The following is a 24592-nucleotide window of genomic DNA, read 5'->3' as shown; positions in this document are numbered from 1 at the left end:
CCGGCCGCTGCCGTGTTCGGGACTACCGTCAGGGCTCGGGACTGTCGGGTGGAGGGGGCGGGGTGCAGCAGAGCGAGGAGGCCGCGTTCGGGCAGTTCGCGGAGCGGGTCATGCCCCGGCTCCTGCGGACGGCCTGGCTCCTGACCGGTGACCCGAACCGCGCGGAGGACGCCGTCCAGGAGTCACTGGTCCGGCTGTTCGGGGTCTGGCCAAGGGTCCGTCTCGACGAACCCGAGGCCTACTGCCACCGCATCCTGCGCAATCTCGTGGTCAGCACCTGGCGCAAGGATCGCCGGCTCGTGCTGGTCGAAGACGTCCGGGACGACGTCGACGAGCGCAGGGCGACCGACGACGCCGGCACGCGGCTCGACCTCGTGCGGGCCCTCCAGGAGCTGCCCGTTCGCGAGCGCGAGGTCGTCGTGCTGCGCCACTACGCCGACCTGTCCGAGCGCGCCGTCGCCGAGCTGCTGGGAGTCAGCGTCGGCACCGTGAAGTCGTCGTCCTCCCGCGGGCTCGAGCGCCTGCGAAGCCTCATCTCCGACAAGGGGGAAGCCCATGTCCAGTGACCTCGACCTCATCGAACGCCTTCGCACGGACCCCGCCCCGGCCATGCACGTCTCCCTCGCGGACGTCCTCGCCGAAGGACGTCGACGCCAGCGCCGCCGGACCGCCCGGTGGCTTGCGGCCGGTGCTGCAGCGGCCGTCGCCGCGGCCCTGGTGGTGGCAGTTGCGCTCCAGCTGTCCGGTGAGGCACGCACCGCCCCACCTGCCGGCACCCCCAGCGGCATCACTTCCGGCAGCTATGTCTGGCAGCCGACGAACCCCGAGCTCTCCGGGGCGACCACCATCGTGGCATCCGGGGGCTCCTATGCCCTGCGGGTGGACGGTGGCGTGATGACCGTCAAGGTCACCCGCGACGGCGCCAGCGCCCCGCCCCTCAGCGCGGCCCTGCTCCGCACCGGGGCGGCGTGGCGGGAGGTCGACGGCACCTCGGGGCAGCGCGTCCTCGTCGGGGTCGTCCGCGGCAAGGCCGACGACATCGTCTACCAGCCCAGCCTCGYCGCCTCCATGGCCGAGCACACCGTGGTGACGCGGGATGCCGGTGACTTCACGGCATACGTCATCTCGTTTGCCGCGCCGCAGGCGGTGACCACCATCGCCAGGGACGTGGGCTGGCTGACGACCAACGCAGGCATGCCCAGCTGGGCCCTCGGCGACGGTGGGGGCGGTGCGGGTCTGGCGCTGGACCTGGACGGTGAGGCCCCTTCCCTGCTGCCGCCTTACGACGTGACCGTCACCGGACCGCCGTCGACGACCACGCCGCCGAGGAAGGCCGTGGAGCTGACCATCTCGCTGGGCGAGGTTCGCCTGGGAGCCCCCCTGACGGTGAGCGTCGACCGAGGGGCCGTCGTCGTGGGGTCCGGGGGGCTGCAGACCGAGCTCGCCGGCGCGGACCCGGAGACCGCCTTCGGCTACGACACGATCGCCCTGGCGGACGGCCGGTCCCTGGTGTGGGGAGTACTTCCCCAGGGGATCAAGTCCGTCCGGCCCACGGTGGACGGCGGAGTGCGCGTGGGTGTCCCGGCGCTCGCCAACCTCGTGGTCCTGCCGTACACCGTGTTCGCCGTGCTCGTCGAGGGCACGCCGGACCACGTGGTGGGCCTCCAGGCGGAGTTCGCAGGGCGTCCCGGTGGCATCAGCGTGACGCAGTAGCACGGGGCCCGGCTTTCCTGACCGTCCCTTTACCTACCGGGCGTAACCGCGCCCGCCTCCCCTCGTTGGACACGGCATACCGACCACCACCGGTGCTGGTCTCACGAAGGGAACTACATGCACACCGCGAAGAGAACCCGGGCAGTCGTCGCGACGGCCGCCACGGCCGCCCTGGCCGCCATGGCCCTCGCCACGCCCGCTTCGGCAGGCCTGCTGTCCTCAGGCAAGGCCCTCGCTCCGGTCCAACCGTGGCTGGCTTCCCAGCTGGGGGTGCTCAAGGCCGCCACCCCGACCACCGTCCTCGTGCACGGCACGGACACCGCGGCCGCCACCCAGGCCGTGCAGGCGGTTGGCCTTCGCAAGGTGACGACGTTCGACAAGATCGGCGTCGTCGTGGCCACGGGACTCCCCGCCCAGGTGCAGGCAGTCCGGTCACAGCCCGGCGTGACCTACGTCGAGGGCAACCAGCCCATCGAGATGCTGCTGTCGACCTCCAACAAGGCCACCCGCGGCGACGAGGCCCGCAACACCCTCACAGGCGCCAACGGGACCGCGCTCGACGGCAAGGGGGTCTCCGTCGCGGTGATCGACTCCGGGGTGGACCCGACGCACCCGTTCCTGAAGAACCCCGACGGCACCTCCGCCGTCGTCAAGAACCTCAAGATGGTGTGTGAGCCGCTCACCGAGAGCACCTGCGCCCCCGTCGACGCCGGCTCGGCCAACACCGACCTGCTGTCAGGTGGCGGGCACGGCATGCACGTCAACGGGATCGTCGCGGGTCGCGACGTCACGCTGTCAGACGGCACCAAGATGCACGGTGCCGCCCCGGGCTCGAGCCTGGTCAGCATCAGCACCGGTGCCGTGCTGTTCATCATCGGCGCCGACGCAGCCCTCAACTGGGTGCTCGAGAACCACAACGCCCCGTGTGGCGCGGGCGTCCCGGCCAGCACCTGCCCGCCGATCAAGGTGACGTCGAACTCCTACGGCCCCAGCGGTGGTGGCGCGTTCGACCCGAACTCGGCCACGGCCAAGATCCAGCGTGCACTGGTCAAGGAGGGCGTCGTCTCGGTCTGGGCCAACGGCAACGACGGCGGCGACGGGTCGAAGGACCTGTCCAACCCGCCCGGCAAGGACCCGACCCCCGGCATCCTGTCGGTGGCCTCGTTCTTCGACCAGAACACCGGCACTCGCGACGGCACCGTCTCGGACTTCTCGAGCCGCGGCAAGGCCGGCGACAAGTCGACCTACCCGGACATCTCGGCGCCGGGTGAGGACATCACCAGCTCGTGTCGCGTCTACCTGCCGATCTGCTCCTCGGGGCTCGATCCGAAGGACGGCGGCGACTACAACACCATCAGCGGCACCTCGATGGCCACCCCGCACATCTCGGGCATCGTCGCGCAGCTCTTCCAGGCCAACCCGAACGCCACCCCGGCGCAGATCGAGGCCGCGATCGAGTCGACTGCCTACAAGTACACCAACGGTGCACCCTACGAGGCAGGCACCAATGGCACGACGAGCTTCGACAAGGGCCACGGCCTGGTCGACGTCGTCGCTGCCGCCAACGCCATCCGCTAGCAGCCAGCGGAAGGTCGCGAGGTTCCCGGGCCCTGTGAGGGGGACCCGGGAACCTCGTCCGGTACCTGCGTGCGCACGGCGCAGACCGGGGGAACGCCTCGGACCACCCCCTGTGGTCCGGGGCGTTCTCGGTGTGCCGGGTGGCCGGCATACCAAGCCTCCGTGCACAGGGGTATGCCGCGTGGCCGGCACACCCCGAAGGCCCCCGACCAGCGTGGTCGGGGGCCTTCGGTGATTCAGTGTGCTGTGGTCAGCCCTTCGAGGCCTCAGCCCTTGGAAGCCTCAGCCCTTGGAAGCATTGACGGCCTCGGTGGCCTGCGGGAGGACCGTGAACAGGTCACCCACGACTCCGAAGTCGACGAGCTCGAAGATCGGGGCTTCCTCGTCCTTGTTGATGGCGATGATCGTCTTGGACGTCTGCATGCCCGCCCGGTGCTGGATGGCGCCGGAGATGCCGCACGCGACGTAGAGCTGCGGCGAGACCTGCTTGCCGGTCTGGCCGACCTGCGAGGTGTGCGGGTACCAGCCGGCGTCGACGGCGGCGCGGGAGGCGCCGACAGCGGCACCGAGGGAGTCCGCGAAGGTCTCGACCGGCGAGAAGTCGCCGCCGGTGCCGCGACCACCGGAGACCACGATCGCGGCCTCGGTCAGCTCAGGGCGGCCGGTGGCTTCCTTAGGCTTGGACTCGGTGACCTTGGCGCCCTTGGCAGCCTCGGAGATGGTCGGCTCGAACGCCTCGTCGGCGGCCGCGCCGGCAGCCTCCTCTGGAGCGGCCGAGTTGGGCTTGACCGTGATGATCGGGGTGCCCTTGGTCACGGTCGACTTCACGCTGTAGGAACCAGCGAAGACCGACTGGGTGGTGGACACGCCGCCACCCTCACCGGCCTGCACGTCGACGGCGTCGGTGATCAGGCCGGAGTCGGTCTTGATGGCCAGCCGGGCGGCGATCTCCTTGCCGGCGGAGTTGCTCGGGATGAGGACCGCGGCAGCGGAGGTCTTCTCGACGAGCTGCGCGAGCAGCTCGGCCTGGGGCGCCACGAGGTAGTCGGTGACGTCCGCGTTCTCGACGCGGTAGACCTTCTCCGCGCCGTACTTGGCCAGCGTCGCCTTCGCAGCGTCGAACCCGGAGCCGACGAAGACGGCGCTGGGCTCGCCGAGGCGGCGGGCGATGGTGAGCAGTTCTGAGGTGGTCTTGCGAACGGTGCCGTTCGCGTGGTCGACCAGGACGAGTACTTCAGCCATGAGTGGTTCCTCTCTTAGGCGTTGTTGGGGAGCTCAGGCTGGCCGGCTCAGATGAACTTCTGCGCGGACAGGAACTCCGCGAGCTTGGTGCCGCCGTCGCCGTCGTCGGTGACGATCTGGCCCTGCTCGCGCGGGGGGCGCTTGGTGAACGACTCGACCTTGGTCCAGGCGGCGTCGAGGCCGACCTGCGAGGCGTCGATGCCGAGGTCGGACAACGCCCACTCCTCGACCGGCTTCTTCTTCGCGGCCATGATCCCCTTGAACGAGGGGTAGCGCGGCTCGTTGATCTGGTCGGTGACCGACACGAGCGCAGGCAGCGTCGCGACGATCGTCTCCGAGGCGGCGTCACCGTCGCGGCGGATCGTCACCGTCGAGCCGTCGACGGACAGCTCGGACGCGAAGGTCGCCTGCGGCAGGCCGAGACGCTCGGCGAGCATCGCCGGGACGACGCTCATGGTGCCGTCGGTGGACGCCATGCCGGTGATGACGAGGTCGGGGGTGCCGGTCTTCTTGATCGCCTCCGCGAGGACCAGCGAGGTCGCCACGGCGTCGGAGCCGTGTATCGCGTCGTCCTTGACGTGGATGGCCTTGTCGGCGCCCATCTGCAGGGCCTTCTTGAGTGCGTCGGCCGCCTGGTCCGGGCCGACGGTGACGACGGTCACCTCTCCCTCGCCGGCCTCCACGAGCTTGAGGGCCTCCTCGACGGCGTACTCGTCGAGCTCGGACAGCAGACCGTCAACGCCCACTCGGTCGGTGGTGTTGTCGGAGTCGTTGAACGTGCGGTCGGACTGTGCATCCGGCACGTACTTCACGCAGACGACGATGTTCATGAACTGATCGTCCCCTTCTTGGAATGGATACCGCTGGGATCGACATCGCGTATCGACAGTGAGTATCGAAAAATGGGTCAGGTGCCATCCTTACAGCCCGCGCCCCCGATCGACACGCCAGCACCGCGTGACGCTCACCACGAGGCAAACCGCGCAAGTCCACGCACGGCTCGTGAGGGAGGGTGACGGTGCCCACACCATCGGTGCACGAGCATGGCGCAGCCCAAACCCAGCGACCAGAAGTTGACCGTGGCCGACCTCGCCGCCGAGGTCCGGAGCCTCAGGCGGGACATCGCGGGATACGACACGGCCCGGTCAAGGTCTTGGCTGAGCCCCGAACCGCGGGCTCAGCCAAGACCCTCGATCACCATTCAGTGGCAGTGGAAGAACTCGTGGACCGTACCGTCGGGGCGCTGGTTGAAGTGCTCCACGTTCTGGTTCGAGAAGGTTGAGCCGTCCGAGCCCTTTCCGCGCACGCTGAACGTGAACGTCCCCTCGACCACTGACCCGTTCGCGTTGAAGCCGCCCCAGACCGTGAACTTGCCGGCGTAGCTAGGCAGGGCCGGGTCCTCCAGCGGTGTCGCAGTGAAGGTGCCCGTCTGCGTGAACGTCTCGTGTGAGCGGCCGTCGTCGAAGGCGGTCACGTGCTCGATGGAGTTGGACGTCGTGGTGATCGTGTACAGCGGTCCGCCACCTTCGCAGGTGGGGACGACGTCCACGAACGTCTCGACGACCCCCTTTGCGGTGTGCGTCTCGGTGATGGGTGCCGCATAGGCGGGACCGGCGAGTAGGACCAGGAATCCGGTCAGAAGGACAAGCGAAAATCGTCGCAGCATGATGGCCTCCCAGGTGGTAGCTGCTACCCCTGCATCTCGCAGTCTTCGCCGCCCCGAATCCGCCCGCAATAGCTCCTTCTGACCACATCCGCCCGTGGCTGAGCGACCACGGTGGGGATATCTTGGCGTCTCGACGTGCAGTGCCGAAGAGAGGCTTTCAGGTGGCCCCAGAATCGGGATATCCGCAGGTCGAGCCCCACGTTCTCGCATTGACTGGGGAGCGCACCGCACCGCATGTCTGGCACGAGAACTACTGGTTTCGTCGCCACGAGGCGGGGTATGCGGCCGCCCCCGGCTGGGTGCACACCGCACCTGCCGTCGTCCTGGACGCCGGATGTGGCGAGGGGTATGCAGCGGGCCTCCTCGACGTGTTCTGGCCCGGAGTGCGCGTGGTCGGCCTGGACTACGACGCGGCGACGACCGCCCACGCTGCGCGGACCCACGGAGGTGAGCGGGCGTCCTACATGCGGGGCGCTTTGACGGCGCTGCCGCTGGTGACTGGCGCGGCGGACGCGACTTTCTCGCTCCAGGTGCTCGAGCACATCTGGACGCCCGGCGACTACGTGCGCGAGCTCGCCCGGGTGACGCGACCGGGCGGGGTGGTGGTGCTGTCGACGCCGAACCGGCCGACCTTCTCGCCTGGGCTCGGGCGGCGCGACAAGCCCTCGAACCTCTACCACTGCCGCGAGTACGACGCCGAGGAGCTGGTGGCCGAGCTGGATCGGTGGCTGCCCGGGGCCGAGGTGACCCTGGTGCGTCTGGGCCACGGCGAGCGCCTGCTCCGGTGGGAAGCGGCGTACGGGTCGCTCGTGGCAGCCCAGCAGGAGCAGGCGCCCCAGGACTGGGACCGAGAACTGCGCGAGATCGTCGGCTCGGTGACCGTGGACGACTTCGTCTTCGGCGCGTCTGACGAGGACTGCCTGGACCTCTTCGGCATCGTGCGGCTGATGATCCCCTAGCCGTCGTCGACGGTGCGGCGGCCGGTCTTGAGCTGGCCCCTGCGCTTCTTGCTCTCGATCCGGCGTCGCTGCGAACCCTTGGTCGGGCGGGTGGGGCGACGGGTGGGCGGGTCGGGCGCGGCCGCCTCCCGGAGCATGGTGACGAGGCGCTGCCGCGCGACCACACGGTTCTGGCGCTGGGATCGGTGTTCGGACGCGACGACGACCAGCCGGCCGCCGACGAGCTTCGGCGCCAACCGCGCGAGCAGGCGCTCGCGGGTGGCCTCGGGCAGCGCGGCGACAGCGCGTGACGTCGCCGGGTCGAAGTCGAGCTCGACCCGGCTGTCCGTGGTGTTGACGCCCTGTCCCCCGGGCCCGGACGAGCGGGAGAAGCGTTCGACCAGCTCACCGGCATCGATGACCAGGCCGTGGCGCAGCCCCGGCCCTGCGGGCACGCGCAACGGCGCCCCCGGTTGTGGCCGACCGCCAGGTGCGGCGATCACGGGAGGAGGCGCAGCTCGTTGCCGTCGGGGTCGGCCAAGGTCGTGCCGCCGCCCTCCCGGCCCACCCGGTCCCAGTCGTCCACCCGCGTGGCGCCGAGCGAGAGGAGGCGGGCCACCTCCGTCGCGTGGTCGTCCGTGGTGGCCAGCAGCAGGCGTTGGCGGTTCCTCGTGGGCTTGGGAGCCAGCGGCGGACCTCCCCAGGCGACCTTCGTCCCTCCCACGGGCGACTGGACGGCCGTCTCCCCGTCCTGGTCCCACACCAACGGCCAGCCGAGCACCTGGCTCCAGAACACGCCAACGTCGCGGGACCCTTCGCAGGCCAGCTCACCGAGGAAACCGCAGCCCGCGAGGAACGAGCTGTCCGGCGCGATGACGCAGAGCTCGTTGCCCTCAGGGTCCGCCAGGACCACGTGCCCCTCTTCGGGCAGCTGGCCGACGTCGAGGTGGTGGGCGCCGAGGCCGAGTGCCTCGTCGACGATTCGCTGCTGGTCGTCGGCGTCGACGCTCGTGAGGTGCAGGTGGATGCGGTTCTGCAGGGTCTTGACCGACGTGCTCGACACGAAGCGCAGGCCGACCTGGGTCTCGTCGGCCGCGAGGAACAAGCCCCCGCCGTACTCCTCCACCGGCCGCACGAGCAGCGAGCCCCAGAACTGCGCCAGTGCTGCGGGGTCGTGTGCGTCGAAGTCGACCCCGACGAGTCTGGAAGGCATTCCCGAACCGTGTCACGGGCGCGGGGCTCAGGCAAACGGTTTCCGGCGGTCCGGTCAGCGAGTGGGGTTGTCGGTGGCCCGGACTAGGGTCACGGCCGTGGGTGACGTCGACGTCGATCTCGACCCTGCCCTGGTGGCCCGGGTCGCCGCGATCTGTCTCGCCCTGCCCGAGGTGCACGAGCAGGACGCCTGGATCGGCGTGCGGTGGCGGATCCGTCAGCGCACCTTCGCCCACCTCGCCCACGTCGACCCCCGCGGCGGCTCGGTGTTCGGGCTGGCCGCGCGGCTGGGCAGTCCCGCCGACGTCATCACGTTCCGCTCCTCCGGAGAGGAGCTCGAGGCCCTGGTCCACTCGGGGCTGCCTTTCTACAAGCCGGACTGGAGTCCGCACGTCATCGGCATGGTGATCGACGACGACACCGACTGGGACGAGGTGGCCGAGCTGATGGCCGACAGCTACTGCCTCATGGCCCCGAAGAAGCTCGCCCGCCTCGTCCAGCCACCGCCCTGACCCGCCAGGCTCGCCGCCCGGTGCGGCAGACTGGTGGCTTGTGACTCCCCCCGTGCCGGGCGCGTTCTGCCTCGTCCTGCACTCCCACCTGCCCTGGCTTCCCGGCCATGGGGTCTGGCCACTGGGCGAGGAGTGGCTGTTCCAGGCCTGGGTGGAGTCCTACGTGCCTCTCGTCGCAGAGCTGGACTCCCTTGCGGCAGAGGGCCATCGCGACGTGCTGACCCTCGGCGTCACCCCCGTGCTCGCCGCCCAGCTCGACGATCCACGGATGCGCCGTGACGCCGCGACGTGGGCTGGACTGTGGGGCATGCGCGCCCGCGAGATGGGCTTCGACGTCGACCCGCACCGCCGGTCGACGGCGGAGCGGGAGTATGCCGGGGCGTCCGGCGCGGCGAGCCTGCTCGAGTCACGGTGGCGTGCGGGCGGGTCGCCGGTCCTGCGCGGCCTGCGTGACCAGGGAGTGGTGGAGCTGCTGGGCGGCCCGAGTGCGCACCCGTTCCTCCCCCTGCTCCTGCCCGAGCTCGCGGCGCTCGCGCTGCAGGCGGGCCTGGCCGACAGCGCCTGGCGGCTCGGCGAACGGCCTCGCGGGATCTGGTCACCCGAATGTGGCTGGCACCCGGCCCTCGCGCAACCGTTCACGGACGCCGGCGTCGGGCACTTCGTCGTCGACGAGCAGACCGTGCGCGACTCCGGCGGTCATCCCCACGCCGCGTGGCGGGTGGCCGGGACCGACATCGTGGCAATGCCCCGCAACCTCGAGGTCACCAACCTCATCTGGTCCTCGCGCAGCGGCTACCCGGCCTCACCGGTCTACCGCGACTTCCATGCGCGCGAGGAGTTCACCGGCATCAGGTTGTGGGCGATCACCGAGCCCGACGTGGACGTCGACCGCAAACGGCCCTACGACCCCGACGAGGCGCGCGACCAGCTGGACCATGACGTGGCGCACTTCGTCGACGCCGTCCGCGATCAGCTGCTGCACGCGCACGAGGTGCGCGGCGAGCCGGGACTGGTCGTCGCGGCATACGACACCGAGCTCTTCGGGCACTGGTGGCACGAGGGACCGGTGTTCCTGGGCAAGACGATCCGGGCCTTGCGGCGGGCCGGCATCACTGTGACCACGCTCGAGAAGGCCCTCGCCGGTGGCCACGTCGCGGGCGACCTCGACCTCGCGCCCGGCTCGTGGGGCGCCGGCAAGGACTACTCGGTGTGGGATGGCCCGGCCGTGCGCCAGATCGCGCACGAGAACGAATGGCTGCAGCGTCGCTGGCTCGACGTGCTCGGCCGCGAGCGCGCTGCAGGGCGGTTGCGCACGCGACGCCCCGACCTCGACCAGCTGCTCCAGACCCTGTGGCACGCGCTGTCGAGCGACTGGGCGTTCCTCGTCACCCGAGGGCAGTCCGTCGACTACGCCCGGCGTCGTGCCGACGAGCACCGACGCGACTTCCACATCCTGGCCCAGCTCGTCGAGGACGGCCGCCGTGCCCAGGCGGTCGACGAGGCCAGGCGACAAGGTCTGCGGGACAACGCTTTCCCCGCACTGGACGCCCGCCTCGGGTGAGTCCCGAGCACGTCGGGGCGAGGGCCGCCTCCCCCGTGTGTCCTAGGTGGTTCCCGCGATGCGAGGGCCCACACGATGCCATCCAATGGAGGAGGCCCGGCGCCCGCCGGTCACCACGTCCATCGAGAGGCCTGGTCATGTCGAAACAGCAACGCATGGCCGCTGCAGGGGCAGCCATGGCACTCGCAACCATCGGGCTCGGGGTCGGCTCCGCCCCGGCTGCCGAGCCGACGCCATTCACCATCACGGAGACCTTCGACGCGTCTGTCGAGGGTGACCCCACCTTTACCGCGACGGGAGGCCTCTGCGCGTCAGGCACCCTGTCCGACGACGTGCGGGTCTTCGCCGGCAACCCGGTGAAGCCCAAGGCGGCGCTGCTGATCCGGACGGTCTACACCTGTGCGGACGGCAGCGGCGAGTTCTACGCGCAGAAGCACGTCTTCATCGTGTTCGGCGAGACCGGACTCACCAACACCGGGCCGGTGAGCCTGATGGGGGGCACGGGGCGCTACGACAAGCTCAGCGGCCACGGCGTCGACGTCGGCGCCCAGGACTTCGAGTCGGGCACCGGCACGGGGGTCGTGACGGGCGTGCTCTCACTCGGGTGAGCTCTGTGGACGCGCGCCTCGCGCCTGGGCGGGGCGCGTGTCCGCTGCTCATTCGCGGGTCTTGACGACCCTGCCCGGTATGCCGGCGACGACCGAGCGCGCCGGGTACTCACCGCGCGCGACGGCGGAGGCCGCGACCACGCTCTGGTCGCCGATGTCGACGCCCCGGGTGACGACGACCTTGGTGCCGAGCCACACGTCGTCGCCGATGCGCACCGGCGTCTTGACGATGCCCTGGTCCTTGATCGGCACCTCCAGCGACGTCGTCACGTGGTCGAAGTCGCAGATGTAGACGTCGTCGCCGAACAGGCAGGCCTGCCCGATGGAGATGTCGATCCAGCAGTTGATCGTGTTGCGGATGCCGATGACCGACTTGGGGCCGATCCGCAGGGTGCCCTCGTGCGCCCGCAACCGGGCGTGCGCCCCGACGTGCGTGTAGGCGCCCACGACCAGCCGGCCGTAACCCTCGCGCACCTCGAACCGGACGTCCGGACCGATGAAGCACGGCCCCTCGAACCGCAGCGAGGGGTAGCGGGCACTCGCCCGCGCCATCCGCAGGTAGCTCAGCAGGTGATGGCGGGTGAAGGCTCGGTTGGCCATCGCCCAGCCCACCCAGCGGGCCCACGCGAGAGGTCGGGGCAGTCCGAACGGCCCGTGCTCGGAACGCTCGCCGTGGTCGGAGGGCGACATGTCCGCGTCGGCTGCCGAGGTCTCGTGGCTCATTCCGGATCGGTGCACGTCGCTGCGAGATCGAGCGGTCAGGGCTTCACGCCGGTGATACCGACGTTGTAGAAGAACCGCGCGGGCACGGCCTTGGCGAGGACCCGGTCGACCGCCGACAGCCGTTTCCAGGTGCCGTAGGCGAACATCGCCCAGCTCCATCCCAGCACGCCGGGCTTCACCGCCGCTTCGAAGGTCCGGATCGGCCAGCCGGCAAAGGCCGCAGTGAGCTCCTCGGTCTGGGTGCGCACCCCGATGGCACCCGCTCGCAGAGCCGTCCGGGCTAGCTCGTCCGGGTCGAACGTGTGCAGGTCGACGACCGCCTCGAGGGCGGCTGCGCGGGACGACTCGTCGAGGGCTTCCTGGTCCTTGGCCCACTTCTCACGCAGGGGTGAGAGCTGGGTGACGGCTTTGGTCGCGTGCCACGTGAGGCTTCCGAGCGTTCGGGCGTACCTGTCTCCCACCCTGGTCGGCTCGCCGGCGACAACGAACCGCCCGCCGGGCTTCAGCACCCGGAGGATCTCGCGGAACGCCGCCTCGACATCGGGAATGTGGTGGATCACGGCGTGGCCGACGACGATGTCGAACATGTTGTCGTCGTAGGGAATTCGCTCCGCGTCCGCGACCCTGCCCTCGACGGAGAATCCCAGCATCTCGGCGTTGGCCCGTGCGGCCTCGACCATCCCCGGCGACAGGTCGGTCACGTGCACGGCGTCGAGGATCCCGGCCTGCTTGAGGTTGAGCGAGAAGAATCCGGTGCCCGCCCCGAGCTCGAGCGCCGTGGCATAGGGCAGCGGGTCGGGCGAGCCGGTGATGGCCTCGAACCGGTCGCGGGCGTAGTCGATGCAGCGCTCGTCGAAGGAGATCGACCACTTGTCGTCGTAGGTCTGCGCCTCCCAGTCGTGGTAGAGCACCTGGGCCAGCTTGTTGTCGGCGTAGGCAGCGGCCACCTGCTCGGCCGTGGCCGCTCTGGTCGGGGGTGCCATCGCTCAGGCGCCCTCGAACTTCGCCTTGCCGGGGCCGTTCTCGACGAAGGACTTCATGCCGATCTCACGGTCCCTGGTCGCGAACAGCGAGCTGAACAGCATCCGCTCGATCTCCAGCCCGGTGTCGAGGTCGGTCTCGAGGCCACGGTCGATCGCCTCCTTCGCCGCGCGGATCGCGTAGGCGGGGCCTCCGACGTACGGAGCCAGCCGCGCCTTCGCGGCGGCATACACGTCCTCGGCCTCGACGACCTCGTCGACGAGCCCGATCGCGAGCGCCTCGTCGGCGGACACGAACCGGCCGGAGAAGACGATCTCCTTGGCCTTGGCCGGCCCGACGAGGCGAGCCAGCCGCTGGGTGCCGCCGGCACCGGGAATCACGCCGAGCAGGATCTCGGGCTGGCCGAGCTTGGCGTTCCTGGCAGCGACACGGAAGTCGCACGCGAGGGCCACCTCGCACCCGCCGCCGAGGGCGTAGCCCGTGATGGCGGCGACCGTCGGCTTGGGAATCCTGGCGATGGTGCGGGTGAAGTCCTGGAGTGAGCCGGAATGGTCGGCCATGTCCGTGTAGGACATCCGCTGCATCTCCTTGATGTCCGCGCCGGCAGCGAAGACCTTCTCGCCGCCATAGAGGATCACCCCGGAGACGTCGCGGCGCTGGCCGGCCTCGACGGCCGCCGCCGAGAGGGCGGTCTGCACCTCTGCGTTGAGCGCGTTCATCGGCGGACGGTTGATCCTGATCGTCGCGATGCCGCCCTCGACCTCGAGGGAGACGACGCTGGTGGAGGTGCCCTCGCTCATGCCGGGTCGCCCTCGGGAGCGGGCTGGCCGGCTCCGGGGCCGGAGTCGTCCCCGCCGCCCATGATCCGCTCGTGCCACATCTGCACGCCGGCCAGGACCAGCTGGATCGAGACGTTCACGAGGGCGGGCACGTTGCTGGCCTGGTCGACGATGTGCTCGCTGGTCACGACCAGGGTGTCGTTGGCGAGGCCGGCCTTGACGACGTTCATCTGCAGGGTGATCTCGTTGCAGGTGGCCAAACGCGTCAGCGGGTCGCTGGGAACGGTGTCGCTGATGGCCCACTGGCCGAAGACGCGCATGATCTGGAAGTCGCCCTCGGTGCACCGCACGAACAGCTGCTGCTCCTGCACGCTGAAGGCGACGTCGCCGTCGTTGTCCACGTTGGGCGCCAGTCCCTGGTCGATGAGGGCGTCCAGGACCCGACCGCGGAGCGGGTGCTCGTTGGCGGGGGGCGGGAAGTTGGGCAGCGAGGTGGGGTCGGTCATGCGAGGACCTCCCGGGGACACGACAGGGGGACGAGCGAGGCTCGGAGGGTCGAGGCGGAAGGCCGGATGAGGTCCGTCATGTGCCCAACCGTAACCACTGCCTAGGCTGAGGGCCATGTCGCACGCCCCGCGCCCGCGTGACCTTCCTCCCACCCTGGGCATGACCCTCGTCGAGGGCGGGGCGGAGTTCGCCGTCTATGCAGGTCACGCCGACTCGGTCGAGGTCTGCCTCTTCGACGCAGGCGACCAGGACGGCACCACGGAGCGTCGCGTGCCGCTCACCGAGCGCACCCACGGCATCTGGTTCGGCTTCCTCCCCGGCGTCGTGGCCGGTCAGCGCTACGGCCTGCGCGCCGACGGACCGTGGCGGCCCGCCGAGGGCTTGCGCTACAACCCCGCCAAGGTGCTCCTCGACCCCTACGCCCGCGCCATCGAGGGTGACGTGTCGTGGACGCCGGAGGTGTTCGCCCACCGCGTCGGCCACCGGCTCAAGGGCGACGACCTGGTCCTCAGCCCGCTGGACAGCGCCGGGTCGGTGCCGCGCTGCGTGGTCATCGACGAGGGCTTCGACTGGGGCGACGACTCCCCGCCGCACACGCCGCTCGCCGACACCGTGGTCTACGAGACCCACGTGCGCAGCCTGACCATGCAGCACCCCGAGGTGCCCGAGCACCTGCGAGGCACGTATGCCGGCCTGTGCCACCCCTCCGTCATCGCCCACCTCAAGGCGCTGGGAGCGACCGCGGTCGAGCTGCTGCCCGTGCACGCCTTCGCGTCCGAGCCCGAGGTGGTCCAGCGCGGGCTGACGAACTACTGGGGCTACAACACGCTGGGCTTCTTCGCCCCGCACTCGATGTACGCCTCGGCCACGGACCCTCAGGGCGCCCTCGACGAGTTCAAGGGCATGGTGCGGCTGCTGCACTCCGAGGGGATCGAGGTCATCCTCGACGTCGTCTACAACCACACCGCCGAGCAGGCCGGTCGCACCGGGGCGTCGCTGTCGTGGCGCGGGCTGGACAACCGCGCCTACTACCGGCTGGACGAGCGCGGACAGGACATCGACGTCACCGGCTGCGGCAACACCCTCGACCTGCGGCACGCGATGGTCTGCAAGATGGTCCTCGACTCCCTGCGGTACTGGGCCAACGAGTGCCATGTGGACGGCTTCCGGTTCGACCTCGCGGTGGCCCTGGGGCGCGGCCAGAACGACGACTACGACCCCAACCACCCGTTCCTCGTCGCGTTGCGCACCGACCCCGTGCTCTCCCGCGTCAAGCTGATCGCCGAACCCTGGGACGTGGGCATCCACGGCTGGCGGACCGGCCAGTTCCCGCCGCCGTTCGCCGAGTGGAACGACCGGTTCCGCGACTCGGTGCGCACCTTCTGGCTCGACGACCTCAAGGCACAGTCGGCGGGCCACCACCAGGGCCACGGGGTGCGCGAGCTCGCGACCCGCATGGCCGGGTCGCAGGACCTGTTCGGCTCCCGCGACCGCGGACCTGTCGCGTCGGTGAACTTCGTGGCGGCACACGACGGCTTCACGACGGTGGACCTGACTCGCTACAACTCGAAGCACAACGGCCCCAACGGCGAGGGGAACCGTGACGGCAGCGACAACAACCGGTCCTGGAACCACGGAGTCGAGGGACCCGAGACCGGCCCTGCCGAACCGGAGGTCGAGGAGGCCAGGCGCCGCTCGACGCGCAACCTGCTCGCAACGACGCTCCTCGCCACCGGCGTACCCATGCTCAACGCGGGCGACGAGTTCGGCCGCAGCCAGGGGGGCAACAACAACCCCTACTGCCAGGACAACGAGACGTCGTGGTTCGACTGGCGTCTGGAGGGCTGGCAGCAGGACCTCCTCGCCACCACGCGGTTCCTCACCCGCCTGCGTGCCGACCACCCCGTGCTGCGCCAACGCACCTTCTTCACCGGCCGCGAGGTGCACGAGGACGGGTCGACCGACCTGGCGTGGTTCGCAGCCGATGGCGAGCTGATGGAGAACGGGCGGTGGGAGGACCCCTCCACGCGCACCCTGCAGATGCTGCTCAACGGCGCCTGGGTTGGTCACGCGTCGGTGCTCGTGGTGCTCCACGGCGGCCGCGACCCCGAGAAGGTGACGCTCCCCGAAGTACCCGGCCTCACGGCATACCAGCTGTTGTGGGACTCGACCGACGAGCGGCCCGCCCCCCCGGCTCCACCGACCCCCCCGGGTCCCGTCGAGATCGGCCCGACCTGCATCCAGGTCTATCGCGCGACCGACGCCACCTGAGCGGATCCCGAGCCGTCCCGGGGACTGCGGCACCCGTGAGCGGTCAGTTCCAGGATCCCCCGTTGCCCCAGCCGGGCCCCGGACGCACGTTCGGCGGTTGGCCGTCCACGCGCTCGTCCTGCCACTCCCCGTTGTCACGACCCCGGACCCGGTTGACGGCGCCGAGGACCAGCACCGCGAGGAAGGCAGCGGCCCCCAGGCCGAACAAGGTGTACAGGATGACTGCGAACATTCGCCACGACCTCCCCGAGACGAACTGTCTGCCCGTCCCTCGTGAATCTACCTCCTGCTCGGCTGCGGGCGTAGGGAATCGGTGACGACCGCTGCCCCGGTCAGAGCCAGCGACGCACGCGCCGCGTGTAGTCGTCATAGGGGGCGCCGAACCGCTGGCGCAGGAAGCGCTCCTCGGGGCGGATCGCACCCCACAGGACTAGCAGCACCGCGGCCGGGAAGAGCATGAGCGCCCAGAAAGTGGGCACCAGCAACGCCACCGCGAGGTACAACGCGAGGAGGCCGACGTACAACGGGTTGCGGGACAGGCGGTACGGCCCCTCCTGGATCATTGCGTGCGTCGCCTGCCCCGGCAGCAGACCAGTCTCGTGACGGCCGAACAGCCAGAGGGACCAGCCGTTCCACACGACGAAGAACAGCAGCAGGGCCCAGCCCACGGGAACCCGCCACGCGCCGAGGTCGACCGGGTCTCCCCAGAGCGCGGTGGCCAGCCACCCCACGAGCAGGGGCGCGCCGATGGCGACCGGCGGCCAGAGCCGGAACGAGACTGTTTCGTCGGAGCCGCTCACGACGTGACGCCTAGGTCCTGAACAGCCAATGCGGCGCCTGGTCGCGGAACTCGTCGCTGGTCAACGCGCCGGCCCCCTCTGGCAGGCGCCCGAGGACCGGTGCGCCGGCAACCCGCGGCAGGTCGAACAGGTTCGTCTGCTCGGCAAGGTCTGGGTCGTCCGGGTAGGACCCCACCACGAGGCCCAGCAGCGGCAGGTCTCGGGCGGCGAGGGCTTCGGCAGTGAGGGCGGTGTGGTTCAGGGTGCCGAGTCCAGGGCTCACCACGAGGACGTAGCCGGCGCTGACTCCCTTGTAGCGCAGCGCTGTTCCCAGGTCGGCCAGGGTCCCTCCGCGACTGTCGAGGCGAACGAGGAGGCCACCGGCGCCCTCCACGAGCACGACATCGACCTCGTTGGCGATGGCGGAGATCGACCGTGAGTGCTCAGCGACGGGGGGCAGCGTGATCTCCTGCAGCCTGGCCGCCGTGTCCGGCGCCAGCGGCGCGTGCAGGCGCACGAACTCGTGGAGGGTGACACCCGGGTCGTCGCCGAGGAGTGCCTGCACGACCTGGAGGTCGCCGTCCTCGTCGGCGCTCACCCCCGTCTGCAAGGGCTTCACCACTGCCACCGCGGCGCCCCGTCTGCGTAGCATCACGGCGAGGGCGGCCGTCACCACGGTCTTGCCGACCCCCGTGCTGGTGCCCGTGACGAGCACGACCTTGGGCAGCGAGATCGGGTCGGACGCGATCGGCTCAGGCGAGATCGGCTCAGTCATGGGAGACCAGGGCACGAAGCACCTCGATGGCATGGTCGAGGACGTCGGGACCATGGTCGGCGTGAGCCGTCAGCCGGAGCCTCGAGCTGCCGTCCGGCGTCGAGGGCGGACGGAAACAACCGATGCGTATGCCGCGTTGCTCAGCGTGGGCGACCGCTGCGACCGCTTCGTCCGGTCCCGGCATGGTGACCGAGAGGACCGCTCCCGCAGGGGCGGCGACCCCGCAGGCCGCGGCGAGCAGCGCGGAGTTCGCCCGTGCGGCGGCAGGTAGACCGGAGTCGCGGGCCAGGACGTCGAGCGCTCCGAGCGCGGCGCCCGCGGCGGCCGGCGCGAGCCCCGTGTCGTAGATGAAGGGCCGTGCCGTGTTGACGAGGTGGTCGCGCACGGCATCGTGGGCCAGCACCGCCCCGCCTTGGGCTGCAAGCGATTTCGACAACGTCACCGTCACCACGACGTGCTCGCGGGCCATGAGGCCGGCCTGGGCGGCTCCGCCCTGACCGTGCTCCCCCACGACGCCGAGTCCGTGGGCATCGTCAACGACCAGCACAGCCCCGAGCTCCTCGGCGAGATCCGCGAGAGGGCCAAGTGGGGCGGCGTCGCCGAGGACCGAGTACACGGACTCCACCACGACGATCGCCCGGGGTTGCCTGCGGGCGGCGAGCAGCTCGCGCACGTGCGCGAGGTCGTTGTGGCGGCTGACGGCCACGGCGCCTCGGCTGAGGCGGGCACCGTCGATGAGGGAGGCGTGCGCGTGGGCGTCGCTGACGATGAGGGTCTCGGGGTCCGACAGCGACGTGAGCACCGCGAGGTTGGCGTGGTATCCCGTCGACAGCACGAGGGCCGAGGGCGCCCCAGTGAGGCGGCACAGGGCGCGCTCCAGCTCTTCGTGGACCTCCAGCGTGCCGGTGACCAGCCGTGACGCCCCGGCCCCACCGCCGTAGGTCTCGGCGGCGGCGACGGCACCCGCGATCACGGCCGGGTGCTGGCGCAGTCCCAGGTAGTCGTTGCCAGCGAGATCGACGAGCTCACCGGACTTGAACGGCCTGACCTCGCGGCGAAGTCCCTTGCGGTCACGCTCGTTGGACCGGTCGGCCAGCCAGTCGAGGAAGGTGCTCACGACGTCATCCTCTCAGCCGTGGACCGTGGCAACGGCCTGCACCATGGCGTCGCAGATGGTGCCCAGGTCCTCGGGAGTCGTGACGTAGGGCGGCATCGCGTAGACAAGATCGCGGAACGGTCGGATCCACACCCCTCGGTGCAACGCGGCCGCCGTGAGGTCGGCGACGCGGGCCGGCTCTCGCAGCTGGATCACGCCGACGCCGCCGAGGACGCGCACCTCGGCCACGGCATCGACGTCCTCGGCCGGCTTGAGGCCTGTGGTGAGTCCGGTTTCGAGACCGCGCACCTGGGTGCTGAAATCGTTGTCCTGCAAAAGGTTCAGACTGGCCAGCGCGACCGAGCAGGCCAACGGGTTGGCCATGAACGTGGGGCCATGCATGAGCGCACCTCCGGCCCGCTCGCTGCTCACGCCCTCGGCCACAGCCTCCGTGCACAGCACGGCCGCCAGGGACACGTAGCCGCCAGTCAGAGCCTTGCCCACGCACAGGATGTCCGGGACGACGTCAGCCCGCTCCATCGCGAAGAGGGTGCCCGTGCGCCCGAAGCCGGTGGCGATCTCGTCGAGGATCACCAGGGCCCCGTGCTCGCGCGCCAGCTCGGCAAGGACCTGCACCACGTGGGGGCTGTGGAACCGCATTCCCCCGGCGCCCTGGAGCAGTGGCTCCAGGATGACGGCGGCGACCTCGTGCGCGTGCGCGGCATACCGGCTGCGGGTCTCCCGCTCCCACGCCACCATCGCCGGGTCGTCTGCCGGCACATCGACACCGGCCGGGGGGACCGGTGCGAAGACGTGCTCCGGGAGGATGCCGGTGAACAGGGAGTGCATCCCTCCGACCGGGTCCGTCACCGACATCGGGGAGAAGGTGTCACCGTGGTAGCCACCGCGGATCGTGAAGAAGCGCGTGCGCCGCGAGCCGGCGCCGACGTGGAACTGGAGGGCCATCTTCATGGCCACCTCCACTGACACCGAGCCCGAGTCCGCGAAGAACACTCGCTGCAGGTCGGGCGGGGTCAAGGCCACCAGCCGCTCGGCCAACCTGACCGCGGGCGCATGGGTCAGGCCGCCGAACATCACGTGACTCATCCGCGAGAGCTGGACGCGCACCGCCGCGTCGAGCTGCGGCACGGCGTAGCCGTGGATGGCACACCACCACGACGACATCGCGTCGATGGCGTCCAGTCCCGAGCCGTCCGGCATACGCAACGACAGCCGCACGCCCGACGCCGACTCCACGAGGTACGGCGCGGAGGCCGTGCCGGCCGACGAGTAGGGGTGCCAGACGTGGTCGCGGTCGAACGCCATCAGACGGTCGAGGTCGGCCGTCCCGCCAGCCGTGCCGTCGGCCATCCCGTCAGCCACCACTGCGGGTCTCTCCGTGGACCGCGCACTGCGCGGACCAGCCCCGAGGGAGGACCTGCACCTTCATCCGTCGACGGCACTGACCACAGAACCGGGGCGGTTCCAGCGCGAGGGCACGGTCGCAGGCGGAGTGGTCCGCCTCCTCCCGCGCCCGGCCGCAGCGGCCGCACCAAGGGTCCTCGCCCGGCATACCCGTCCCGCTCTCAGAACGTCTCGCTCAACGCCTTGATCGGCATCTCGAGCTCCGCGAGCAGGCTGAGGTCTTCCTTCGGGTCCCGGCCGAGCGTGGTGAGGTAGTTGCCGACGATGACGGCGTTGATCCCGCCGAGCAGGCCGTCACGGGTGCCGAGGTCGCCCAGGGTGAGCTCGCGCCCGCCGGCGTAACGCAGGATGGTGCGCGGCAGCGCGAGACGGAACGCGGCAATCGTGCGCAAGGCGTCGCCCGAGTCCATGACCGGCAGGTCGCCGAAAGGGGTGCCGGGACGCGGGTTGAGGAAGTTGAGCGGCACCTCGTGCGGGGCCAGCTCGCCCAGCTGGGCGGCCAGCTCGGCGCGCTGCTCGAGCGTCTCGCCCATGCCGACGAGCCCGCCGCAGCAGAGCTCCATGCCGGACTCCTTCACCATGAGGCAGGTGTCCCACCGCTCCTCGAACGAGTGCGTGGTCACGACCTGCGGGAAGAACGAGCGCCCGGCCTCGAGGTTGTGGTTGTACCGGTGCACGCCCATGTCGACCAGGTCGTCCACCTGGTCCTGCCTGAGCATGCCCAGCGAGGCGGCCACCTGGATGTCGACCTCCGCCTTGATCGCCGCCACGCCCTGTCGCATCTGGGCCATCAGGCGCGCGTCCGGCCCGCGCACCGCGGCCACGATGCAGAACTCGCTCGCCCCCGTCTCACGGGTCTGGCGCGCCGCGCGCACCAGCTCGGGGATGTCGAGCCACACCGAGCGCACCGGCGAGCTGAACTGGCCGGACTGGCTGCAGAAGTGGCAGTCCTCGGGGCAACCGCCGGTCTTGATGGAGACGATGCCCTCGACCTCGACCTCGGGTCCGTTGAACTGGAGCCGGACCTCGTGGGCAAGGGCCAAGAGCTCCTCGAGCTGGTCGTCCGGCGTCCTCAGCACGTCGAGGATCTGGTCGTAGGACAGGGGCTCACCGCGCTCGAGCACCTGCTCACGGGCGACCTGGAGGATCTCGCTGGCAACCGACTCCTCAATTGTCATGAGCCAGAGTCTGTCTCATGTGGGCGAGTGTCGTCAGCCAGTCTCACGCGCCGAACGTGCATGGCGAAGGTCACGTCTGGCCGTCCCTGAGCAGTTGCTGGGTCGCGGTGGACAGGACCCACTCGTAGTACCTCCGCTGGCTCCACCTCCGCATCCGCCGCAGCGTGCGGAACACCCCGGGAGACGTGAGGGTGTACATGATGTCCGCGGCGTCCGCAGCGCCCAGGCCCGGTCGGAGCTCACCTCGGTCGTGGAACCGCTGCGCCAGCCGGAGGTTGAGCTCGTAGGCGGCCTCGTTGCCGCGGGTGACGGTGCGTGCCAGGCCGGGGTCGACGCCCGGCACGGAGTCGCCCATCAGGATGAGGTCGCCGGCCCGGTTCATCAGGTCGGTCGCGCCCTTGAGGTGAGCGGCCAGCGCCTCGCGCGGGTCGTCGATGGACCGCGCGGCAACCGCTTCGGGCCGGTCGACCGCCCGCACCCGGGACTCGTCACCCATCGTCAGCATGGCGATCGTGTGCCGGAGCAGGCCGAGCTTGGTGCCGAAGCCGTCATAGAGGGTTCGCTCTCCCACACCTGCGCGGTCGGCGACGTCCTTGAGCGTCGTCCCCTGGAACCCGCGCTCGACGAAGAGGTCCAGCGCTGCCTGGCGGATGCGAGCGCGTGTCTCCTCGGCCGCGGCCGTGCGGGCGGGCGAGCGGTAATGCCTCTTGACAGGTTCGGCCACGAGGGCCACTCTAACGGTAATTGACCGCAGTGCAACTGCGATGAAATGGAGAAGGACCGATGAGGGAAGCAGTGATTCGGGCGTTCAGCCCCACTCCCGGGCCGCGACGCATCGGCGTGGAGCTCGAGATGCACGTCCTCGGCACGCCCCGCATCGATGAGCAGCTCGCCGAACGCGGCCACCCGTCATACGAGCCCGGCGGCCAGCTCGAGCTGAGCCTGCCGCCGCAGACCTCCGTCGAGGCGCTGATCCGTGAGGTCGACTGGAGCCTGGGCAGCGTCGCCGACAGCGCCGAGGTCACTGAGGTGGCGCTGACCGGCGTGGACCCCTGGCGCTCCCTGGCGCAGGTTCCCCTCGCCCTGCCGACGCCGCGATACCTGGCGATGCAGGACCTGTTCGACCGCACCGGCGACTCGGGACGGCGGATGATGCGACTGACCGCCTCGTTGCAGGTCTGCGTGGACCTGGCGCCCGGCCCCGCCGGTCGCGAGCAGTGGCTGGTCGCCAACCTCGCCGGGCCGGCCCTGGTCGCTGCCTACGGCGGCTCGCTCGAGCGCACCCGGATCTGGCAGGGCATCGACCCGGCGCGGACGGGCTACGACGGCCGGCACCTCGACGTGCACGACCCCATCAGCGCGTATGCCGCGTTCGCCCGGGCCGCCGAGCGGTTGCCGATCCCGGAGGCAGAGGACGACCAGTACCACCTCGGAACGATCTTCCCGCCGGTTCGCCCCCGCGGCGGGTACCTCGAGCTGCGGTACCTCGACTCCCAGCGACCGACGACCGAGCTGCTGGGCACCATCTGGGCGCTGATGTATGACGAGCGGTTGCGTCGCAACGCGCTCGACCTGCTGCTCCCCACGCTTCCGACGTACTGGCACCAGTGGCAAGCGGCCGACCCGAGCCCGCTTCTGGACCTGGTCGGCGCTGGGGAGGTGGCGGCGTGAGGACCGTGTTCGTGGTCGACCCGCTCGACGGGCTCGACGCCTCCCTCGACACGAGCGTCGGACTGATGCACGCCGCACAGGAGCTCGGCGTGGAGGTGTTGGCCGCCGAGGCACGAGACCTCGAGATCGTCGACGGACGCGCCGTGGCCCGGGCTCGCGCGCTCAAGCTCGCGCCGTCCACCCCAGCGGCCGGGTGCCGCTGGACCGTTCCGGACCCGTGGTACGACGCCGGGCCCGAGGAGCTGGTGCGGTTGGAGGACGTGCGCGCGGTGTTCATGCGCCTGGAACCTCCGCTCGACCTGGACTTCCTCGCCGCGACCTACGTGCTCGACCACGTCGACCTCAGCGGCACGGCGATCGTCAACGCCCCGGGCGGACTGCGAGCCTGCAGCGAACACCTGCTCGGCCTGTCCTTCCCGGACCTCGTGCCACCGACGGTCGTGACCGCCCACGGCGAGACGATCCGCTCCTTCCTGGCCGAGCACGAGCGCATCGTCGTGAAGCCGGTGGACGGGTTCAGCGGACGCGGTGTCTTCCTGCTGTCGCACCACGATCCCAACCTCGCGTCGATCATCGAGACCTCCACGTCCGGGGGAGCTCGAGCGGTGGTCGCGCAGCCCTACCTGGCGCAGGTCGAAGCCGGAAACAAGCGGATCTACGTGCTGGACGGCGTCGCCGTCGGTGCCAGCATCCGGCATCCGGTGCCGGGGGACTTCCGGATCGTCAGCCCGGACGGACCGGCCGACCTCACTCCTCGAGACCTCGAGATCGTCGACCGCCTGGCTCCCACCCTGCGCGCCCACGGCCTGCGATGCGTCGGCCTCGACGTCATCGGCGACCACCTCATCGAGGTCAACGTCACCTCACCCGGGGCGCTGCGCAAGGCCGACGCCCTGCTGGGCACGACGTACTGCGCCGACCTGGTCTCACACGTCCTCACCCACACCTCATGGAAGGCACCGTCATGACCACAGCGATCGTCTGCTCAGCAATCCTGGCCGCCGCGATCTTCGTCCTCGGCTTCAACGTCTCGCTGAACCGTGGGTACGCAGCCAAGCGCGGCGGCAGCCAGATGCCGACTGATCCTTCAGACCCACTGCTGATCGCCCAACGGGCGCACGGCAACGCGACCGAGTACGTCCCGACCCTCATCGCCCTCTTCCTGCTCGTGGGATGGCTCTCGCCCGGGCCGTGGGCATCCGGGCTCATCGTCGCCGCCACCGCGTCCCGCCTCCTGCACGCGTACTCGATGCTCACGTCCGCGACGCTTGCTTCGGAGTCGGCGCCACGCATGACGGGCGCCATGGGGACCTACGCGTTCGGCCTGGCCCTCGCGGTGACCGCCGGGGTCGCGGCGTTCTGACGGTCGCGGCGTCC

At 70.4% G+C, this 24592-nt stretch carries 28 protein-coding genes; 11 read left to right on the top strand and 17 right to left on the bottom strand.

Going from position 1 to position 24592, the window contains the following annotated elements:
* The first annotated feature begins 62 nt into the window (after positions 1-62).
* From AC1DWR_RS10405 to AC1DWR_RS10395, 3 genes are all read left to right on the top strand, one after another.
* Entirely contained in the window at positions 63-566 is a 504-nt protein-coding gene (locus tag AC1DWR_RS10405; protein WP_477615141.1) for a SigE family RNA polymerase sigma factor, read from the top strand.
* Positions 556-1713 carry a hypothetical protein gene (locus AC1DWR_RS10400; RefSeq protein WP_477624366.1) on the top strand — a complete coding sequence of 386 codons (1158 nt, stop codon included), beginning with the start codon at positions 556-558 and terminating at the stop codon, positions 1711-1713. The genes AC1DWR_RS10405 and AC1DWR_RS10400 overlap by 11 nt, the downstream gene beginning before the upstream one ends.
* Before the next feature lie 117 nt (positions 1714-1830).
* Complete coding sequence (locus tag AC1DWR_RS10395) at positions 1831-3291, top strand: S8 family peptidase (protein ID WP_477615139.1); 1461 nt, start codon at positions 1831-1833, stop codon at positions 3289-3291.
* Positions 3292-3573: 282 nt separating this feature from the next.
* On the opposite strand, the gene AC1DWR_RS10390 is transcribed toward AC1DWR_RS10395, so the two are convergent.
* The 3 genes from AC1DWR_RS10390 to AC1DWR_RS10380 all read right to left on the bottom strand — a co-directional run bounded on the left by AC1DWR_RS10390 (position 3574) and on the right by AC1DWR_RS10380 (position 6199).
* Positions 3574-4533: an electron transfer flavoprotein subunit alpha/FixB family protein gene (locus AC1DWR_RS10390; protein WP_477615138.1), complete on the bottom strand. Its 960-nt coding sequence runs from the start codon at positions 4531-4533 to the stop codon at positions 3574-3576.
* A gap of 47 nt (positions 4534-4580) precedes the next feature.
* Positions 4581-5363 (bottom strand): electron transfer flavoprotein subunit beta/FixA family protein, encoded by a 783-nt coding sequence (locus AC1DWR_RS10385; protein WP_477615137.1) that lies wholly within the window; start codon positions 5361-5363, stop codon positions 4581-4583.
* A gap of 371 nt (positions 5364-5734) precedes the next feature.
* Positions 5735-6199 carry a hypothetical protein gene (locus tag AC1DWR_RS10380; RefSeq protein ID WP_477615136.1) on the bottom strand — a complete coding sequence of 155 codons (465 nt, stop codon included), beginning with the start codon at positions 6197-6199 and terminating at the stop codon, positions 5735-5737.
* A 209-nt stretch (positions 6200-6408) separates the two neighbouring features.
* On the opposite strand from AC1DWR_RS10380, the gene AC1DWR_RS10375 reads away from it, so the two are divergent.
* Positions 6409-7158 carry a class I SAM-dependent methyltransferase gene (locus AC1DWR_RS10375; RefSeq protein ID WP_477624365.1) on the top strand — a complete coding sequence of 250 codons (750 nt, stop codon included), beginning with the start codon at positions 6409-6411 and terminating at the stop codon, positions 7156-7158.
* Here AC1DWR_RS10375 and arfB read toward each other — a convergent pair.
* Entirely contained in the window at positions 7155-7640 is a 486-nt protein-coding gene (gene arfB, locus AC1DWR_RS10370) for an alternative ribosome rescue aminoacyl-tRNA hydrolase ArfB (RefSeq protein WP_477615134.1), read from the bottom strand. The genes AC1DWR_RS10375 and arfB overlap by 4 nt on opposite strands.
* Positions 7637-8350 carry a VOC family protein gene (locus tag AC1DWR_RS10365; RefSeq protein WP_477615133.1) on the bottom strand — a complete coding sequence of 238 codons (714 nt, stop codon included), beginning with the start codon at positions 8348-8350 and terminating at the stop codon, positions 7637-7639. Before AC1DWR_RS10365 ends, arfB begins: the two co-directional genes overlap by 4 nt.
* A 97-nt stretch (positions 8351-8447) precedes the next feature.
* Between AC1DWR_RS10365 and AC1DWR_RS10360 the strand changes: the two genes are divergently transcribed.
* The 3 genes from AC1DWR_RS10360 to AC1DWR_RS10350 all read left to right on the top strand — a co-directional run bounded on the left by AC1DWR_RS10360 (position 8448) and on the right by AC1DWR_RS10350 (position 11030).
* On the top strand, positions 8448-8861 hold the full coding sequence (locus AC1DWR_RS10360) for an MmcQ/YjbR family DNA-binding protein (RefSeq protein ID WP_477615132.1): 414 nt from the start codon (positions 8448-8450) through the stop codon (positions 8859-8861).
* 40 nt (positions 8862-8901) lie between these two features.
* Complete coding sequence (locus tag AC1DWR_RS10355) at positions 8902-10422, top strand: 1,4-alpha-glucan branching protein domain-containing protein (RefSeq protein WP_477615131.1); 1521 nt, start codon at positions 8902-8904, stop codon at positions 10420-10422.
* A gap of 176 nt (positions 10423-10598) precedes the next feature.
* The gene (locus tag AC1DWR_RS10350) at positions 10599-11030 is read left to right on the top strand and encodes a hypothetical protein (protein WP_477624364.1); all 432 of its coding nucleotides are present in this window, start codon (positions 10599-10601) and stop codon (positions 11028-11030) included.
* Between the two features lie 48 nt (positions 11031-11078).
* Here AC1DWR_RS10350 and AC1DWR_RS10345 read toward each other — a convergent pair whose 3' ends face one another.
* Genes AC1DWR_RS10345 through AC1DWR_RS10330 form a run of 4 tightly spaced genes read right to left on the bottom strand, consistent with a single transcriptional unit; the run spans position 11079 to position 14019 of the window.
* Positions 11079-11753, bottom strand: coding sequence for an acyltransferase (locus tag AC1DWR_RS10345; protein WP_477615129.1), 675 nt, complete (start codon positions 11751-11753; stop codon positions 11079-11081).
* Positions 11754-11788: 35 nt separating this feature from the next.
* Positions 11789-12736, bottom strand: a complete 948-nt coding sequence (locus tag AC1DWR_RS10340; protein ID WP_477615128.1) for a class I SAM-dependent methyltransferase — start codon at positions 12734-12736, stop codon at positions 11789-11791.
* Between the two features lie 3 nt (positions 12737-12739).
* On the bottom strand, positions 12740-13534 hold the full coding sequence (locus tag AC1DWR_RS10335; protein WP_477615127.1) for an enoyl-CoA hydratase/isomerase family protein: 795 nt from the start codon (positions 13532-13534) through the stop codon (positions 12740-12742).
* Entirely contained in the window at positions 13531-14019 is a 489-nt protein-coding gene (locus tag AC1DWR_RS10330; protein ID WP_477615126.1) for a T3SS (YopN, CesT) and YbjN peptide-binding chaperone 1, read from the bottom strand. Before AC1DWR_RS10330 ends, AC1DWR_RS10335 begins: the two co-directional genes overlap by 4 nt.
* 115 nt (positions 14020-14134) lie before the next feature.
* On the opposite strand from AC1DWR_RS10330, the gene glgX reads away from it, so the two are divergent.
* Complete coding sequence (gene glgX, locus AC1DWR_RS10325) at positions 14135-16291, top strand: glycogen debranching protein GlgX (RefSeq protein ID WP_477615125.1); 2157 nt, start codon at positions 14135-14137, stop codon at positions 16289-16291.
* Positions 16292-16334: 43 nt separating this feature from the next.
* Here the strand turns inward: glgX and AC1DWR_RS10320 are convergent, their stop codons facing one another.
* From AC1DWR_RS10320 to AC1DWR_RS10285, 8 genes are all read right to left on the bottom strand, one after another.
* Positions 16335-16523, bottom strand: a complete 189-nt coding sequence (locus AC1DWR_RS10320) for a hypothetical protein (RefSeq protein WP_477615124.1) — start codon at positions 16521-16523, stop codon at positions 16335-16337.
* A 100-nt stretch (positions 16524-16623) separates the two neighbouring features.
* A complete protein-coding gene (locus AC1DWR_RS10315) occupies positions 16624-17091 on the bottom strand; it encodes a methyltransferase family protein (protein WP_477615123.1) in 468 nt (155 codons plus the stop codon).
* Between the two features lie 10 nt (positions 17092-17101).
* A complete protein-coding gene (bioD, locus tag AC1DWR_RS10310; protein ID WP_477615122.1) occupies positions 17102-17845 on the bottom strand; it encodes a dethiobiotin synthase in 744 nt (247 codons plus the stop codon).
* Positions 17838-18962: an 8-amino-7-oxononanoate synthase gene (locus AC1DWR_RS10305; RefSeq protein ID WP_477615121.1), complete on the bottom strand. Its 1125-nt coding sequence runs from the start codon at positions 18960-18962 to the stop codon at positions 17838-17840. Before AC1DWR_RS10305 ends, bioD begins: the two co-directional genes overlap by 8 nt.
* A 12-nt stretch (positions 18963-18974) precedes the next feature.
* A complete protein-coding gene (locus tag AC1DWR_RS10300; RefSeq protein ID WP_477615120.1) occupies positions 18975-20324 on the bottom strand; it encodes an adenosylmethionine--8-amino-7-oxononanoate transaminase in 1350 nt (449 codons plus the stop codon).
* The gene (gene bsaP, locus AC1DWR_RS10295; RefSeq protein WP_477615119.1) at positions 20317-20514 is read right to left on the bottom strand and encodes a biotin synthase auxiliary protein BsaP; all 198 of its coding nucleotides are present in this window, start codon (positions 20512-20514) and stop codon (positions 20317-20319) included. Before bsaP ends, AC1DWR_RS10300 begins: the two co-directional genes overlap by 8 nt.
* A gap of 13 nt (positions 20515-20527) precedes the next feature.
* Positions 20528-21544, bottom strand: coding sequence for a biotin synthase BioB (gene bioB, locus AC1DWR_RS10290; RefSeq protein WP_477615118.1), 1017 nt, complete (start codon positions 21542-21544; stop codon positions 20528-20530).
* 70 nt (positions 21545-21614) lie between these two features.
* Complete coding sequence (locus AC1DWR_RS10285) at positions 21615-22268, bottom strand: TetR/AcrR family transcriptional regulator (protein WP_477615117.1); 654 nt, start codon at positions 22266-22268, stop codon at positions 21615-21617.
* A 59-nt stretch (positions 22269-22327) separates the two neighbouring features.
* Here AC1DWR_RS10285 and AC1DWR_RS10280 point away from each other — a divergent pair, with 59 nt between their 5' ends.
* From AC1DWR_RS10280 to AC1DWR_RS10270, 3 genes are read left to right on the top strand one after another with little or no spacing between them, the layout of a single operon-like run.
* On the top strand, positions 22328-23215 hold the full coding sequence (locus AC1DWR_RS10280; RefSeq protein ID WP_477615116.1) for a glutamate-cysteine ligase family protein: 888 nt from the start codon (positions 22328-22330) through the stop codon (positions 23213-23215).
* A complete protein-coding gene (gene gshB, locus AC1DWR_RS10275; protein ID WP_477615115.1) occupies positions 23212-24183 on the top strand; it encodes a glutathione synthase in 972 nt (323 codons plus the stop codon). The genes AC1DWR_RS10280 and gshB overlap by 4 nt, the downstream gene beginning before the upstream one ends.
* Positions 24180-24578: an MAPEG family protein gene (locus AC1DWR_RS10270; protein WP_477615114.1), complete on the top strand. Its 399-nt coding sequence runs from the start codon at positions 24180-24182 to the stop codon at positions 24576-24578. The genes gshB and AC1DWR_RS10270 overlap by 4 nt, the downstream gene beginning before the upstream one ends.
* Positions 24579-24592 lie beyond the last annotated feature (14 nt).

The organism is Pedococcus sp. P2_E2 (assembly GCF_056403955.1).
The sequence above is the reverse complement of the archived record's forward strand: the minus strand, read 5'-3'. Positions and strand labels throughout refer to the sequence as shown.

Excerpts from the sequence above, each read along its gene's own strand:
- AC1DWR_RS10395 (WP_477615139.1), top strand. The coding sequence starts at position 1,831 with ATGCACACCGCGAAGAGAACCCGGGCAGTCGTCGCGACGGCCGCCACG.
- AC1DWR_RS10390 (WP_477615138.1), bottom strand. The coding sequence starts at position 4,533 with ATGGCTGAAGTACTCGTCCTGGTCGACCACGCGAACGGCACCGTTCGC.
- AC1DWR_RS10385 (WP_477615137.1), bottom strand. The coding sequence starts at position 5,363 with ATGAACATCGTCGTCTGCGTGAAGTACGTGCCGGATGCACAGTCCGAC.
- AC1DWR_RS10380 (WP_477615136.1), bottom strand. The coding sequence starts at position 6,199 with ATGCTGCGACGATTTTCGCTTGTCCTTCTGACCGGATTCCTGGTCCTA.
- AC1DWR_RS10365 (WP_477615133.1), bottom strand. The coding sequence starts at position 8,350 with ATGCCTTCCAGACTCGTCGGGGTCGACTTCGACGCACACGACCCCGCA.
- AC1DWR_RS10350 (WP_477624364.1), top strand. The coding sequence starts at position 10,599 with ATGGCACTCGCAACCATCGGGCTCGGGGTCGGCTCCGCCCCGGCTGCC.
- AC1DWR_RS10345 (WP_477615129.1), bottom strand. The coding sequence starts at position 11,753 with ATGAGCCACGAGACCTCGGCAGCCGACGCGGACATGTCGCCCTCCGAC.
- AC1DWR_RS10340 (WP_477615128.1), bottom strand. The coding sequence starts at position 12,736 with ATGGCACCCCCGACCAGAGCGGCCACGGCCGAGCAGGTGGCCGCTGCC.
- AC1DWR_RS10335 (WP_477615127.1), bottom strand. The coding sequence starts at position 13,534 with ATGAGCGAGGGCACCTCCACCAGCGTCGTCTCCCTCGAGGTCGAGGGC.
- AC1DWR_RS10330 (WP_477615126.1), bottom strand. The coding sequence starts at position 14,019 with ATGACCGACCCCACCTCGCTGCCCAACTTCCCGCCCCCCGCCAACGAG.
- glgX (WP_477615125.1), top strand. The coding sequence starts at position 14,135 with ATGTCGCACGCCCCGCGCCCGCGTGACCTTCCTCCCACCCTGGGCATG.
- AC1DWR_RS10320 (WP_477615124.1), bottom strand. The coding sequence starts at position 16,523 with ATGTTCGCAGTCATCCTGTACACCTTGTTCGGCCTGGGGGCCGCTGCC.
- bioD (WP_477615122.1), bottom strand. The coding sequence starts at position 17,845 with ATGACTGAGCCGATCTCGCCTGAGCCGATCGCGTCCGACCCGATCTCG.
- bsaP (WP_477615119.1), bottom strand. The coding sequence starts at position 20,514 with ATGCCGGGCGAGGACCCTTGGTGCGGCCGCTGCGGCCGGGCGCGGGAG.
- bioB (WP_477615118.1), bottom strand. The coding sequence starts at position 21,544 with ATGACAATTGAGGAGTCGGTTGCCAGCGAGATCCTCCAGGTCGCCCGT.
- AC1DWR_RS10280 (WP_477615116.1), top strand. The coding sequence starts at position 22,328 with ATGAGGGAAGCAGTGATTCGGGCGTTCAGCCCCACTCCCGGGCCGCGA.
- AC1DWR_RS10270 (WP_477615114.1), top strand. The coding sequence starts at position 24,180 with ATGACCACAGCGATCGTCTGCTCAGCAATCCTGGCCGCCGCGATCTTC.